Raw genomic sequence first — 13436 nt, forward strand, 5'->3', positions numbered from 1 at the left:
GGATGCGGATCGGGGAGGTTCTTGGGCTGCGGCATGAGGACATTGCCGCCGCTGAGCGTGAGGTCACGGTCGTGCCCCGGGTCAACGCCAACGGTGCCCGCACCAAGTCCGCGACCACGCGCACCATCCCGGTGTCGGCGGAGTTGGTCCGGCTCTATGCCGACTACCTGCACGAAGAGTACGGCGATCTCGACTGTGACTACGTATTCGTCAACCTCTGGGCTGCACCTTATGGCCGTCCGTTGGCCTATCGGGCCGTCTACGACCTGGTCCTGCGATTGCGCCGCCGCACCGGCCTCGACTTCGACCCGCACTGGTATCGCCACACGATGGCCACCCGCCTGCTGCGCGATGGCGTGTCAGTGGAGGTCGTGTCGGCCATCTTGGGACACGCCTCCATCACCACGACGTTGCAGATCTATGGGCACCTGACCGTCGAGGACGCTCGGCGAGCGCTGGAGGAGGCGGGATGGTTCGCCGGGCAGCAGGTGTCGTGGTGACCGGCACGACGCTGTCGCCGGCCGCGGCGCGGCTGGGCCTGCTGGGCAAGCTGATGGCGGTGGTGCGGCCGGAGTTTCGGGCCGAGGAATTCGCGTTCGATCCCGCAGATCCGGTGTTCGGAGGTGGAGTCTGCCTGGTGCCCAGCTGTGAGCGGACCGCCCGCGGCCAGGGTCTGTGCACTGGCCACCACGATCGATGGGCCGCTGAGGGGCGCCCTGACCTGGACAGCTTCGCCGCCGCCACCGATTCCCGATGGCATAAACAGCAGCCACTGTTGTGTTGCCGGGCGCCCGGCTGCGGGCGCGGCGTTTGCCGCGGGGGCTTGTGCACTCGGCACGCGGCCGCCTGGCAACGCGCCGAGCGGCCCGACCTGATCGCCTGGTTGCCCGCCCAGCCCGAAACGCAACCGCCTGCCGGGTTGGTGATCTGCCTGGTCGGCGACTGCCGGCTCTGGGTGGAGAAGGACATCCCGTTCTGTCGGGGGCATGGCGCCACCTGGAAGAGCAACGGTCGCCCGGACCCGGAGCAGTTCGCGCGCGGCTATGCCGAGATCGAGGTGGTTCCGCGCAACGAACGGGTCCGGTTGCAGGGCCTGTCGGCGCAACTGAAGCTAGAGATTCAGTACGCCTTGCAGCGACGCAGTGACGAGCGGACCGTCAAGGTCCAGCCCTTCGTGGTCATGCAGGTGGTGCGGTTCCTGACCAGCTGTCCGGTGACGTCGCTGCTGGACTGGCCAGAAGAGATCTGGCGGCAACGGATCGGCCGTCCCGCCCCCAAGGACTCCAACCCACGAGCCCTTCTGATCTTCGCCCGCCGGCAACTGGAGGACCTCGCCGACGTCGGCGGAGGCTGGGACACCGAGTACGGTCGCGACATCTGGCGCATGCACCTGCTGGGCTTTGAGGGTCGCAGGCGACTGCGATTCGACCAGATCCCTCAGCCTTGGCTGCGTGAGCCCGCCAAGCGGTGGGCTCGCTGGCGCATCAGCACCGGCCTGTGTCTGGAGGCCAGCCGCCGCGCGATCGCGGCCATCGAACGGTTCGGCCAGTTCTTGGCCTCGGCGACGGTGAACGTCACGGGCCTGGCCGAGGTGAACCGGCCCCTGCTGGAGCGTTATCTGGCCGACCTGCAGGCCGAGATGGGCGGCAGCCAGCGTCAGGGCAGTCATATCGGGCTGCTGAACAGCTTCTTCACCGCCATCCGCCAGCATCGCTGGGACGAAACCCTGCCCACCACCGCATTGTTCTTCGTTCAGGACCAGCCCAAGCGGGCCGAGCGGCCGCCACGGGCGCTCGCCGAGCAGGTCATGGCCCAAGTCGAACATTCCGGCAACCTCGATCGATGGGGCAACGACGACTACCGGCTCATCACCGTGATCCTCATCCGCTGCGGGCTGCGGATCTCTGATGCGCTCCGGCTGAGGTTCGACTGCATCACCAGCGACGCCGACCGAGCGCCCTATCTGCGGTATTTCAACCACAAGATGAAACGCGAAGCGCTCGTGCCCATCGACGAGGACCTCCTGCGCCTGATCGGCCAGCAGCGCCACCGTGTCGCCGACCGCTGGCCGAGCAGACCTAGCGGACCCGCCTGGCTATTTCCGCGGCCCACCAAGAACGTCGACGGTCAAGCCCCGATCAGCAGCTCGACCTACCGGCTGGCGCTCTATCGCTGGCTGCAGGCCTGCGACATTCGCGATGAACATGGCCAGCCGGTCCATTTCACCCCGCACCAGTGGAGACACACGCTCGGCACCCGAATGATCAATCGCGACGTTCCGCAGGAAGTCGTCCGCCGCATCCTCGATCACGATTCGTCGCAGATGACCGGGCACTACGCCCGGCTGCACGACACCACCGTCCGGCGGCACTGGGAAGCCGCCCGCAAGGTCAACGTCGCAGGCCAGGCCGTCACCCTTGACCCGGACGGCCCTCTGGCCGAGGCCGCATGGGCCAAGCAGCGACTCGGCCGAGCCACCCAGGCCCTGGCCAACGGCTACTGCGGCCTACCGGTCCAGAAGACCTGCCCGCACGCCAATGCCTGCCTGACCTGTCCGATGTTCATCACCACCCCGGAGTTCCTGCCCCAGCACCACAGTCACCGTCAGCAGGTCGTCCAGATCATCACCGCGGCCGAGGCCCGCGGCCAGACCCGGCTGGTCGAGATGAATCAGCAAGTCCTCGTCAATCTGGACAACATCATTACCAGTCTGACCGACGACAACACAGCCGAGGAGGCCGCCGCCGATGCCGGCTGACAACACCACTCACCTGATCATCGCAGCTCGCCGCCGTCACGAACTGACCCGCGCCAAGGCCATCCGCGCCCTCGGCCAGCTCCACCAGGCCGGAAACCCGATCAGTTTCGACCTCGTCGCCCGAACAGCAGGCGTGTCCCGGTCCTGGCTCTACTCCCAGACCGACATCCGCGACCAGATCCAGCACCTTCGGCTGATCACCCGTCGGGCACCCACACCGCCCATCCCCACCACCCAACGCGCGACTGAGGCGTCCTTGCTGCAACGCCTGCAGGCCGCCACCGAACGCAATAACCAACTCGCCGAAGAGAACCGGCGCCTCCGCCGGCAGCTCGCCGAGGCTCTTGGCCAGCTCCGGACGACCTTACACAACCTCGCTCTTCGATAACGATCGGTCCCTGCTGACAGGCGCCCAACCCTCTCACGCTGTCTCGTCGAGAACACTGTCCTCAACGAGACAGCCCAGGTCACAAACATGATCAATTCGCGGGCTCAAGATAACCATCGAATCGACCTTCGCCACCGTCCGGCACCGCACCAAGGTCACCAAGGGGCCGGGTTCGCGCGCCGCCGGGCTCGCCATGGCCTTCAAACTCATCGAGTCGGCGCAGAAACGCTGGCGCGCGGTCAACGCACCCCACCTTGTCGCCCTGGTCCGCGCCGGGGCCACATTCGTCAGGGGCAAGCTCGTCGAACGGCCCGAGGAATCACCGACGATCGGTGGCAAGTCGAAAGCTGCTTAAAGGAACTTGATCCACAGGTCTTGACGATTGCTCTCTCCATCTGGGAATCACTCGACAGGCCGAGGCCGCATTGATGCTGGCGGAGCAGTTCGGCGGTTCGTGAAGCGTCGTCTCGCCTGTCGAGCCGCAACTGCAAGCGAATGATCCGGAAGTATGTTTCCTCGGTGTCCGGGTCAAGCCGGCGTGCACGCTCCAGCGCGGAAAGAGCCTGCTCGGCGTCTTCTCCTGCCAGGAGTTCCGCCAGCTGGGCAAGCACATCTGCTTGAGACCGAGTCAGCGGATACCGCTGATCCTCGATCCATTCCGCCGAAAACCCATCAGCCAGTTCACCTGTACATAGACCTGCTGCCGTCAAGAGGGCAGTCCGACGCTCGGCGAGATCGGCGGCGGTTCTCACCTGTTCCAAAGCGGATTCGTAGTCCCACAGATCGATACTGATCAGCTCATGGTCAATCCGATAGATCGCTGAGTCTTTCGTGGTCGAAGCGCTGATGAATGGCGCTCGTTTCGCCTCGGCACCCTTGTAGCCCGCGGCAGCGACAAGCGCACCACGAAGGTGGCGTAGGACGTTGTGGATGTCCTTGCCGAGATCGTCCGGCCAGAGCGCGGTCGCCAGTTGATCGCGTGTCACGCCGTTCGGGTGCAGGGCCAAATAGATGAGCGTGCTCAGCTGGAGCCAGCTCAGCAGGACTGGCTCTCTCTTGCCGCGAACATGAATCGTGGGATGGCCGAGGATCGTCAGCCGGACGAGAGCCGCCCCTGGCCAGTCGGCTTGCTCGTTCTCTGGCGGCGATTCCGCCTCACTCACGCTCTCCTCCCCTGCCGAGGGCAACTGCTGTAGATGGGCGGCGGCTTCCTCCGCCGTGATGTGGAACAGTTGCGCGCCGACGAGAGAATCGGCGCCACGGCCCTCGGCTGCTGTCACCGTGTGCGTGCTGTCGAGCACGCAGGTGACGCCGCCTGACCAGGACCCCAGGAAGATGCCACCGATTCCTACACCCCGGGCAGAGGCGAGAGGCGCCGCGACGCGTTCGCTGACGTCTGTGTCGATTTCGGCAATCAGCAGGATGGCGGGAAGCACCTCGCCTGGATCACGGCGTCGTAGTGCCCCGATGTCGGCCTCCCGTTCAAGCACCATCCGGCTGCGCAGAAAGTACGCTTCCTCGAAATTCTGGAGTGCGTCCTCATGTGAGGGAGCCAGCAGAAGCCCAGGGATCCCCGCGACAATCTCACGGAGACCGTCCTGGGAGAGGCCGAAGAGTTCTTCCGCCAAAGTAATCGAGACAATGATCTGGACGCGATAGTTGTTTGACTGACGCAGCAGGTCGACGGCCAGGTAACGGACCGTGTCGCCGCCTCCAGGGCCGGTGAAACCTATTCCGGGCCCTTCGAGGGCTATTCGCAGCGGCGAGCCGTCCGAGGCCTGTCCGATGTGGACCAGCTCGGGGATGTCGATGGAGTGATCATGCCGCATCAGCTCGCCGTCGGAAGGTACCGGTTCATCTCGCTCGACGAAGGCTTGGCGGTGGACACGGTGGAGTTCGCGGACGGGTGCAGGAGGCTCCGGCTCTGGGGTGATGGTCACCGGTTCCGTGGCTGCTGGTGGGATTCGGCGGCGGCGTCGGTGCAGACGGCCGGCGACGTAGGCGGTACTGATGCCTGCGGCGTACGCCAGGGCAACCAGCGATCCCGATGAGAGGCGAATCGCCGCGGCGGTTTCCCGCTTCGTGAGGTGCGTACTCGATGGTTCGGGTCGGGGAGTCTCTGACGGACTCGGTTTCGGCGGGATGTCTGCGGCGGGGGGCTGCTCAGTCGTCGAGACAGGGCTGGGGAGCTTCGGGCGCTTCCCTGATGACAGGCGGAGTTTCCAGCCAGGGCGAATCAGTCCGGGAGCCGCGAAGGTACGTCCGTCGGGTTGCCGAGAACGGGCGTTGAGCTTCCAGATCTTCGGCCATCGGCGGGGGTTGCCTAGTTCGTTGTCGGCGATACTCCAGAGGGAGTCGCCCTGTTTCACGCGGTAGATCCGCTCTTTGGGCGGCGCCTTCACGTCTGTGGCGGCAGGCTCCCCAAGGGGATGCATGGGAGCCATGGCCACAACTGGTGGCGGCGGCACCACGGCGTTGCTCACACCTGGCATGAGAACGGCCAGCGTTGCGGAGGCGACCAGATATGCGGCCAGGCGTTGCATCCCCCGGAGTCCGGGGAGCCGGACGTTGAGGTGCTGACCACGAACCTTGGCGATGACCTCGCCGATGACAGTAAGGGAGAACGTGGCCCAGGTACCCCAGGCGATGAGCTCCAGGGCCGTGACGAACAGGGTGCCGTCGTCAGGGGCGCTCAGCGCCTCGACGATCTGTTCCAAGCTGGGCACGTGGTCCGGGAACGGCAGCCCCGCGATCTTGTAGAACAGGACTGGGAAGCCGAATACCAGGGCAAGCAGGACGATGAATGCCGCCATGGCACGCAAGAGGCGAAGCACGGTCATCGGTTCGGCCCTTCCACGCCGGCCACCAGGTCCGCGTCGGCATGTGCCGTCATGGACACCGTGGACATGCCCACCAGGGAAAGCAGCCAGGTGGTCTTGGTCACGGTGACCGTGACGCGGACCGAGGCTGGGCCGGAAATGATCGCACTGCCTTGATGGCCGCTGCTGGACAGGTGGGCTTGGGCGGCGCGCAGCGCGGCGCCTCGGTCGACGATCAGTTCGTCGCCACGGTAGGCGGCGGCGCGATCGATCTGTCCGGCGCCGGCTCGGGCGGCTTCCTCGGCGATGCCGACCGCCTCCCATCCCGCCCGCAGCTTGTTGCCGACGTCGACGACCAACCCGACGAAGAGCAGGAGCACTGTGATGAAGATCAGCGCATACGGTGTGATCGAGCCTCGCTCGGGATCTCGGATTGCCCATCTGTGCATACGCTGTCTCCCTCGTGTCGCCAGTACCGTGAGTGCACGACCAAGCTCGGGTGGGGCAGCCGCCCAGACCCGATAGTTCTTCCGCGGTATGGGTCCAGCGGGCTCATGAAGGTGGCGTGGCGCTCGACGCTTCCTGGCAACCCGGGAAAGGCGAGATCCGCCAAAGGCACCGTGCAGGAGACCGTCGCCGACACGCCGGCTGGCGTACCCACCGGACGGCTGAAACCCTTGGTATCCACCTTCACCGTCACCGTGGTGCAGTTCACGTCCTGACCGGCCAAGGACTCACGGGCGCTGGCTTGGGCAGTCCTGCTCGCGGCGGCTGCGCCACGCGCGATGGATGCCTGACGGGCGGCATCACGCGCCGCGGCCTCCACGGCGGCGCTCGCCACGGTGATCCGGCCTGCGGCGACTGCGAGCAGCAGAACCAGCACGATGGCGGGGATGGCGAGGATCGCTTCTACGGTGACACTCCCCCGCTCGTTCATGTCGCCCGCCCCGGTGTCGTGAAGCGCTCGACAGGCCCGGCGGCTTGCTCGGATACCTCGATCGACGGCAGGAACGGCACCAGGGAGAGCGATTGGCCACGCACCGTGATCCGGACTGTGGAAGCGTCACCAGAGCTCGCAGCGCTGATCGATAGCAGGAAGCCGCTAGCCGTCTGTTCGGCGTACCGCCTGGCCACGCCCGCCCCTGAGGTGTGGGCAGCACCGTACGCTCGCGCGGTGCGGACGCCCTGTTGGGCAGCGGCGAGCGCGACCGACTGGGCGAAGAACAACAGACATACCTGCATACCGGCGAGGATGGTGAACATGACGACGGGCAGGGCGATCACCGCCTCGGCGGTGACGCTCCCCCGTTCGGCACGGAAGGAACGCACAGGTCATCAGCCTAAAGGTTGATCGAGTTCGCCTTTTCGATGATTTTGGCGGTCACGATTCCCATGACAGTGACCGCGACCAACACCAGCGCGGCGATAATGATCATCGCCTCCGCGGACATGGCACCCTTTTCCGGATCTTCGCGGGCGCGTTCGAAGCGGTCCAGCAGCAGCGCGGTCACGGCCTTCCAGTACGCGGCTTCCGGGGGCAGGAGCTTGGACATGGTCGCTCCCTTTCAGCTCATGATGCGGTAGATGGCGGGGAAACAGACGAGCACCAGGAAGCCGAAGATCGACACACCGATGGCGATCGGCATCTCGCTGGTACGGCTGTTGGCCTGGGCACGGGTGTCGGCCAGCGCGGCGGTACGCATCGACTGCGCTTTGGCCAGCAACGTGGACAGCACCCGGGTTCCTTCGGATCCGGCGTCCTCGGCGATGTCGGCCAGCTCGGTCAGCTCTGACACACCGACCCGTTCGCCGAGCTCCCCGAGGCCACGCCAGGGCTGTTCGCCGGCGCGTTTGGCGTGCTGGAGCACCTGGGCGATCTGGCTGAACACCCATCCCGTACAGATGTCCACGGGCGCCTGCAGAGCCTGAGGAGTACCGGCTCCGGCCGCACGCTCCAGAGCCACCATCTCCAGATAGGTCGCCAGTGCGGCGCGGAACTCCTGGCGCCGTTCACGGGCCTGGCGGCGAGCGGTGAGATCAGGGATCAGCGCGAACAGCACAGCGAGCACGACGGCGGCGCCCGCGGGGACCGTCCAGGGCAGCGGAATCCCGGCGAACGTGCACAGCAGACTGAGCGGCACCGGAAACACCAGGCCGAACAGCAGGAAACTGACGCGCTGAATGGTGAAGCGCTCCACGCTGATGCCCAGCAGCGCCAGGTCATCGCGCGGGATCGGCAATCGGGCCAGCCGGAGCTTGATCCAGTCACCACGTGCCGTTGCAGGAAGCCCGTTCAGGCGAGCGAGCGCGGCGTCCAGCTCAGGTGGTCCGGGCATCAGTTCGTGCATCACGATCAGCAGCCCCAAGGCGACCAGCGCGCCGGATGCCATGGCGGGCATGTTCACCGCTTCCTCCCCCCATCGTTGAGGAAGCGGTGGCCCGACGCCGCCGTACCGAGCCTGTGCAGCCAGACGAGCGTGACGGCGTAGAACAACGCCACCATGGCCAAGACGACCTGGCCGAGCGGAGTCCCGAACGGCGCGACGTACGACTTCTGGAAGACAGCGAGAGCGCTGAACAAGCCGAGGATGGCGATGACCCACCGCACGGTGGTGCGGTGCTCGGCACGGGCCGCCTCCACCTCGCGGCGGTCGGAGACGTCCTTAGCCACCAATTCGGCGAGCTGCTGAAGTACGGCGCTGGCGCCTTTGCCGCGGCGACGGGCGACCAGGATGAGGGCGGCCGCGATGCGATCCCCGATGGGATCGTCCAGCTCGTCGGCGAACATCCGCAGCGCCTCCTCCGTCGGCGTCCGGGTGACACGAAGGCGCCGAGCCAGGGCGGCGACCGGGGCAGCGATGGAAGGCGGGACCTTCCGGGCCGCGCTTTGCTCCAGCGCCTGCTCCAGAGCGCGGCCGGCGACAAGCAGGTCCGCCAGCCGGCGGGTCCACAGCTCCAGAGCCTCCAGCTTGCGGATACGTTCGGCCGCGGCCCTGCCGGTCATCATCTTGGGCAACGCGAATACGGCCGCCCCCGCCGCCACTGCGGCAACAGGCCAGCCGGTGAACGCATACACGGCAACCGCGACAGCCAGGGCCGGCGCGATCAGCTTGTAGTGCGCGAGCCAGATCCCGGCCCAGCGTGACGGAGGGCGGACCGCTTGTTCCTCGCCGGCCCGGCGCAATGACGAGACGATGCTCAACGTGCCACCGAGGATCATTGCGGCGCTGAGCCCGCCCAGCAGAGAGAGGGTGTTCATCGGATGTCCCAGCGAGCGGTGAACGGGTCGAGCAGCGCAGGGTCGAAGCCGACCGCCTTGAGCCGGGGCAGGCACTGCGGGGTGATGTCCGGTACGGCCCGGCCGCCAGGCCCGGTGGGCCGGTAGAGGTGGTTGCGGCTGGGCAGCTCGCTGTCGGCAGGGGGCAGCACTTCCAGGACCTCCGAGACGAAGCGGGTGTTCGTCGCCGGATCGAGGCGGAGGTGAACGACGAGGTCAATGGTCTCGCCGGTGTTGAGATGGATCACAGCAGGCGGGGTCTGGGTACCGACGCCTCGGGTCCACAGCATGACGATCCTGTTGAAGATCTCTTCAGTTCCGTCCGCGTGGATGGTGCACATGGAGCCGGGGTGGCCGGTGTTCATGGCCTCGAACATCGGGACGATCTCGTCGGCCCGCACCTCCCCCACGATGATCCGCTTGATGTTCTTACGCAGGGCGTGCGGTATCAGGTCGTTCAGTCCGATCGATCCGGCGCCTTCGGAGTTGGCCTGGCGCACCTGAAAGGCGATCACGTTCTGATGGCGATGCGTGAGCCGGTCGAGGAAGAGCTCGTAGTCCGATTCGAGGGTGGCCAGCCGCTCGGCTGGGTCGATCACTGAGGCCAGAGCCCGCAGCAGCGTCGTCTTGCCGGCCGCGGTGCCACCGGTGATGACGATGTTCAGCCGGGCCAGGACAGCGGCCCGGAGGAAGGCGTGCAGGCTGCGATTGATCGTGCCGAGCTTGAGAAGGTCATCGAGCGTGACGTCGACCAGCCGATGGCAGCGGATGCTCACGCATGGCCGGCGGGTAACGGCCATGGTGGCGCTGAGCCGTACACCCACTCCGTCGTCGCCGTCACTCGGCCGCAGCGCGGTGTTGAGCAGCGGGCTGGCGCCGGAGAACTCGCGCGGGTTGTAGCTCTTATGCATAGCCCACATCTGGATCATCTTGATCAGATCGTCGTCGCTGGTCGCGACCGCGGGCCCGGCCGCGCAGGTGCCGTCGTTGTAGGTGATCCACACCTGGTCGCATCCGTTGAGGTCGATGCTCTCCACCCGCGGATTTTTCAGGTACGGGGTGAGCGCGCCAAGCTCGAAGCGCTCGTCGATCACGGCGTCGACGAGCCCGCGCTGCATGGCGAAGCTGACAGGAGTACCGGCGGTGACCTGATCCTGCGCCCAACGCTGAACGTGCGCCTGGATGACTTGCCGGGCCTCGCCGCGGTCTTCGGTGTCCTTGAGATCGTCTGCGATGGCACCTGAGACCGCGAGAACCGCCTTACGGAATGCGCGGTCGTCCTCACGCGCCGGTACCTCGGGAATGACGATCGGTTCGACCGTGGTGCGTGGCGGCCACGAGTTGCTCATGAGGCCACCGCCTCCCTGGCAACGTGGGCCCTCATGGCAGCTCCCAGCCGGGAAGTTCCGCGGATCAGCGCGGAGCGACGGAAGGACTTCTTGGCGCGGTCGCCGTCGGAGAGCACTGCGGCGGACCTCGGGTCGTGAGGTATCCACGCCAGCACGGGCAACTCGAAGAGCGCTTCGCTGATCTCTTTGGCGGAGTACGGGCCGTCGCCGACCGCGCAGAGCCCCACCTGGACGTCCTCACCTACCTGACGGCCCAGGGCGTCCAGACGAGGGCGCGCGTGAGCGACGTGCCGCAGCGTGGGACGCACCAGCATGACCACCAGATCGCAGGCTGCGAGCAGGGTCATCGGGGTGTCGGACCGGCCGATCTGTCCCACATCAAGCACAACGTCCGCAGTGTCCTGGGCCGCCGTGAAAACCCCCGCGATGGTGTCCCAGGCTCCGTCGAGCTGCACCAGGTGCCGGGGATCACGCAGCCCGGGAAGCAACAGCCAGTTGCGAGCGTCGTGATCGAGCGCTACGACGTGCCGCCAGAGGAGGTCCGGATCGATGTCGTGCGCAGCCGCGAGCGCCAGTTCGAGCAGGCCGGACTCGTGCTCGTCCATGCTTCCGGACAGGAATCCGCGCAGAACGTCACCGCCCTGAGGGTCGCACTCCGCCAAGAGCGCCCGTCCGTCCCACGCGTAAGTGAGCGCGAGGGCCGTGGTGGTGACCCCAGGCGAGCCACCAGGACTCATCAGCGCGTACATCGCCATTCAGGGTCTCCTCGGGTTGAGGACCAAGGCGACCTGGCCGTCGGCGGCCAGCGGAGCGAGCTTCGGGCCGTCGCTCTTGTTCACGAGCACGTCCACCACCATCAGGCCGTCGTTGTCCGGTCCCTTCGTGTGGTCTACGACGGCCTCGATCCCGACGGACGATTGCTCACCATCCGATACGGTCTGGCCGTCTGGACGCAGCACGACGAGGAGTCGGTCTCCCGGCCGCAGTCCGCGCGCCGGAAGGCGGCTCGGCTTGACCGCGACCGGGATGAGCTGCTGGTCACCCACCGGCGTGACCTGGCCGGTGACCATTCTGGGCTGCAGGAGCGTGCCGGTCATCAGGTCGGACGCGGCACGCATGCCGATCACCTGTTTCAGATCCTGGCCCCTGACGGTCGCCACGATCTGGTCACGGCCCACCATTGCGGTTGCTACGTTCTCGGCGGTGAAGGGCTGTCCGAGCGCCACGTCGCGGGTCATGACGAGCACCGATTCGCGGTCGCTCAGGCCGTTGATCGTGTGCGCTGCCAGGGCCGCGCCACCGGCGACCACCAGTGTTCCCAGCACCAGCGAGCTACGACGGCGCTGGCGCGGCTGCGGCAGCATCTTGGGCATCTGAGCCGGCGGCGCCTCGCCGTTGGACGCTTGTGCGGGCGCGGCAGGACGAGTCTTTCCAGTCATTCAGGAGTTCCTTCCAACCAGCGCGGGGGCTTCCCCGATCCGCAAGGGGAACGTCGCCGTAGTGGTGATCGGGGCGAGTGCACCGCCAGCACCACCTGAGCCGGTCCAGCTGGCGGACCAGACCATGGATGCCTTCACCTGGTACTTCGAGCCCGGGAGTCCGGCGCTGGACTCGGTGAACACGTGCGTGCAGTCGATGTTCTGATCGTCTGGAGACTTCGCCGGATCGTACGGCACCCCAGGACCAAGGCAGGTGAGCGTCGATTGGCCTGCGCCTGGCCGGACGGTCAGCTTGGTCGGGGTCGCGGTGACCTCGGCCCAGACCGGCCCGGCCGTGACCCGCTTGCTGATCGAGTGCCATTGCTCTGACGCGGCCCAGAAGTACTGCCGCAGGCCCACGTACCCGTTCCTGCCCTGCGGTGGAGCGGTGACGATCTTGGGAGCCGACGGCGTGAGCAGACGCAGGGCTTGGTCCTTGAGCATCTCGGGGGTGACCGGCGGCGCCCCTGGCTCTCCGGGACGGACGGCGTTGAAGACGTTCTCCTTACCGTCCGGCCCGGTGTCGCACTGGACGTAACTGATCGAGCCCCGCCCGCCGATGCCACGGCAGTCCCCGAAGCGGGCGCCTCTCCGGATACCGCCGGAGGGGCTGCCTGATTCGGCCTGCTCGTAGAGGCCATAGGTCACCCAGTTGCCACCCATGCGGGTGGCCCCGTTGTCCTCGGTCGAGGGCCCGTGAGCTACGGCCAGCAGACTCAGCAACGAGCTCAGCGTGAGGGTGGCGTGCACGTCGTCCCCTTCATGCTCAAGCCTGTCAGCTGCCAGCGCCCATCCGAGGAACGTTCCAAAGCCGCCGTGACGGTCGTGGTGGTCTTGGCATCAGCAGTCTCAGGAATGAGCCGATGAGTACGGCGATCCGCCAGGGCCGCACGGGACATGTCCAGGCAATCGACGACTTCAGCGTGCTTTCCACCTACACGGACTTCCTTGATACGCGGGACCGCCTGGCCGTACGGCTCGCGCTCTTGCTTGACCATGTCGCGGACGCCGTCGACTAGATGGTCTAGATAGCCACCTTTCACGTAGGGCTGCAGCAACTGCCGCGCTCGCTCCGGCGAGGATTTGCCCGCCTCGGCAAGGGCCGGCCAGTAGGCGGAGTACGCCTCCACGATCAGGTCGTGAGGTCGACTCGACGACGGCTGGGGCGTGGCTGCTTCGACGGACGCCGGCGCCGATATTCGAGGCGGCAGGCTCGAGGGAGCCGACACCCGGCAGGCCGCGATCACCATTGACACGAGCAGCAGCGCTACTGCGCGACCGCGAATCGCCACAACCACACACATCCTGACTCCAAGTGATTACTCCGACGCGAGGAGTAGCGTATGGTTTGGCAAAGCCATCATCAA

Annotated in this window: 15 protein-coding genes and 1 pseudogene; 4 read left to right on the forward strand and 12 right to left on the reverse strand. The window is 66.6% G+C overall.

Going from position 1 to position 13436, the window contains the following annotated elements; translation table 11 throughout:
• The 4 genes and pseudogenes from ABEA43_RS65390 to ABEA43_RS65405 all read left to right on the forward strand — a co-directional run.
• On the forward strand, positions 1-500 hold a 500-nt coding region (locus ABEA43_RS65390), incomplete at its 5' end, for a tyrosine-type recombinase/integrase (protein WP_345580242.1).
• Entirely contained in the window at positions 497-2758 is a 2262-nt protein-coding gene (locus ABEA43_RS65395) for a tyrosine-type recombinase/integrase (protein WP_345580245.1), read from the forward strand. The genes ABEA43_RS65390 and ABEA43_RS65395, both read left to right, overlap by 4 nt.
• The gene (locus tag ABEA43_RS65400; RefSeq protein ID WP_345580248.1) at positions 2748-3146 is read left to right on the forward strand and encodes a DUF6262 family protein; all 399 of its coding nucleotides are present in this window, start codon (positions 2748-2750) and stop codon (positions 3144-3146) included. Before ABEA43_RS65395 ends, ABEA43_RS65400 begins: the two co-directional genes overlap by 11 nt.
• 115 nt (positions 3147-3261) lie before the next feature.
• A pseudogene (locus tag ABEA43_RS65405) lies at positions 3262-3501 on the forward strand (IS256 family transposase); the annotation flags it as partial.
• Here the strand turns inward: ABEA43_RS65405 and ABEA43_RS65410 are convergent.
• The 12 genes from ABEA43_RS65410 to ABEA43_RS65465 all read right to left on the reverse strand — a co-directional run bounded on the left by ABEA43_RS65410 (position 3434) and on the right by ABEA43_RS65465 (position 13373).
• Positions 3434-5986, reverse strand: a complete 2553-nt coding sequence (locus ABEA43_RS65410) for a hypothetical protein (RefSeq protein ID WP_345580251.1) — start codon at positions 5984-5986, stop codon at positions 3434-3436. The pseudogene ABEA43_RS65405 and the gene ABEA43_RS65410 sit on opposite strands and share 68 nt — an antisense overlap.
• Positions 5983-6345 (reverse strand): pilus assembly protein TadG-related protein, encoded by a 363-nt coding sequence (locus tag ABEA43_RS65415; protein ID WP_345580254.1) that lies wholly within the window; start codon positions 6343-6345, stop codon positions 5983-5985. The genes ABEA43_RS65410 and ABEA43_RS65415 overlap by 4 nt, the downstream gene beginning before the upstream one ends.
• 11 nt (positions 6346-6356) lie before the next feature.
• Complete coding sequence (locus ABEA43_RS65420) at positions 6357-6902, reverse strand: TadE/TadG family type IV pilus assembly protein (RefSeq protein ID WP_345580257.1); 546 nt, start codon at positions 6900-6902, stop codon at positions 6357-6359.
• Entirely contained in the window at positions 6899-7294 is a 396-nt protein-coding gene (locus tag ABEA43_RS65425; protein ID WP_345580260.1) for a TadE/TadG family type IV pilus assembly protein, read from the reverse strand. The genes ABEA43_RS65420 and ABEA43_RS65425 overlap by 4 nt, the downstream gene beginning before the upstream one ends.
• Positions 7295-7305: 11 nt before the next feature.
• Entirely contained in the window at positions 7306-7518 is a 213-nt protein-coding gene (locus ABEA43_RS65430; protein ID WP_345580263.1) for a hypothetical protein, read from the reverse strand.
• Between the two features lie 12 nt (positions 7519-7530).
• A complete protein-coding gene (locus ABEA43_RS65435) occupies positions 7531-8370 on the reverse strand; it encodes a hypothetical protein (RefSeq protein ID WP_345580266.1) in 840 nt (279 codons plus the stop codon).
• Complete coding sequence (locus ABEA43_RS65440) at positions 8367-9167, reverse strand: type II secretion system F family protein (RefSeq protein ID WP_345580269.1); 801 nt, start codon at positions 9165-9167, stop codon at positions 8367-8369. The genes ABEA43_RS65435 and ABEA43_RS65440 overlap by 4 nt, the downstream gene beginning before the upstream one ends.
• 53 nt (positions 9168-9220) lie before the next feature.
• Complete coding sequence (locus tag ABEA43_RS65445; RefSeq protein WP_345580272.1) at positions 9221-10591, reverse strand: TadA family conjugal transfer-associated ATPase; 1371 nt, start codon at positions 10589-10591, stop codon at positions 9221-9223.
• Complete coding sequence (locus tag ABEA43_RS65450; protein ID WP_345580275.1) at positions 10588-11196, reverse strand: hypothetical protein; 609 nt, start codon at positions 11194-11196, stop codon at positions 10588-10590. Before ABEA43_RS65450 ends, ABEA43_RS65445 begins: the two co-directional genes overlap by 4 nt.
• 150 nt (positions 11197-11346) lie before the next feature.
• Positions 11347-11964: an SAF domain-containing protein gene (locus ABEA43_RS65455; RefSeq protein WP_345580278.1), complete on the reverse strand. Its 618-nt coding sequence runs from the start codon at positions 11962-11964 to the stop codon at positions 11347-11349.
• A gap of 66 nt (positions 11965-12030) precedes the next feature.
• Positions 12031-12819, reverse strand: a complete 789-nt coding sequence (locus ABEA43_RS65460; RefSeq protein WP_345580281.1) for a hypothetical protein — start codon at positions 12817-12819, stop codon at positions 12031-12033.
• The gene (locus tag ABEA43_RS65465) at positions 12798-13373 is read right to left on the reverse strand and encodes a hypothetical protein (RefSeq protein ID WP_345580283.1); all 576 of its coding nucleotides are present in this window, start codon (positions 13371-13373) and stop codon (positions 12798-12800) included. The genes ABEA43_RS65460 and ABEA43_RS65465 overlap by 22 nt, the downstream gene beginning before the upstream one ends.
• Positions 13374-13436 lie beyond the last annotated feature (63 nt).

It is taken from the genome of Nonomuraea rosea, from assembly GCF_039539705.1.
Taxonomy (GTDB): domain Bacteria; phylum Actinomycetota; class Actinomycetes; order Streptosporangiales; family Streptosporangiaceae; genus Nonomuraea; species Nonomuraea rosea.

Excerpts from the sequence above, each read along its gene's own strand:
- ABEA43_RS65445 (WP_345580272.1), bottom strand. The coding sequence starts at position 10,591 with ATGAGCAACTCGTGGCCGCCACGCACCACGGTCGAACCGATCGTCATT.
- ABEA43_RS65465 (WP_345580283.1), bottom strand. The coding sequence starts at position 13,373 with ATGTGTGTGGTTGTGGCGATTCGCGGTCGCGCAGTAGCGCTGCTGCTC.
- ABEA43_RS65450 (WP_345580275.1), bottom strand. The coding sequence starts at position 11,196 with ATGGACGAGCACGAGTCCGGCCTGCTCGAACTGGCGCTCGCGGCTGCG.
- ABEA43_RS65420 (WP_345580257.1), bottom strand. The coding sequence starts at position 6,902 with ATGAACGAGCGGGGGAGTGTCACCGTAGAAGCGATCCTCGCCATCCCC.
- ABEA43_RS65410 (WP_345580251.1), bottom strand. The coding sequence starts at position 5,986 with ATGACCGTGCTTCGCCTCTTGCGTGCCATGGCGGCATTCATCGTCCTG.
- ABEA43_RS65400 (WP_345580248.1), top strand. The coding sequence starts at position 2,748 with ATGCCGGCTGACAACACCACTCACCTGATCATCGCAGCTCGCCGCCGT.
- ABEA43_RS65430 (WP_345580263.1), bottom strand. The coding sequence starts at position 7,518 with ATGTCCAAGCTCCTGCCCCCGGAAGCCGCGTACTGGAAGGCCGTGACC.
- ABEA43_RS65455 (WP_345580278.1), bottom strand. The coding sequence starts at position 11,964 with ATGCCCAAGATGCTGCCGCAGCCGCGCCAGCGCCGTCGTAGCTCGCTG.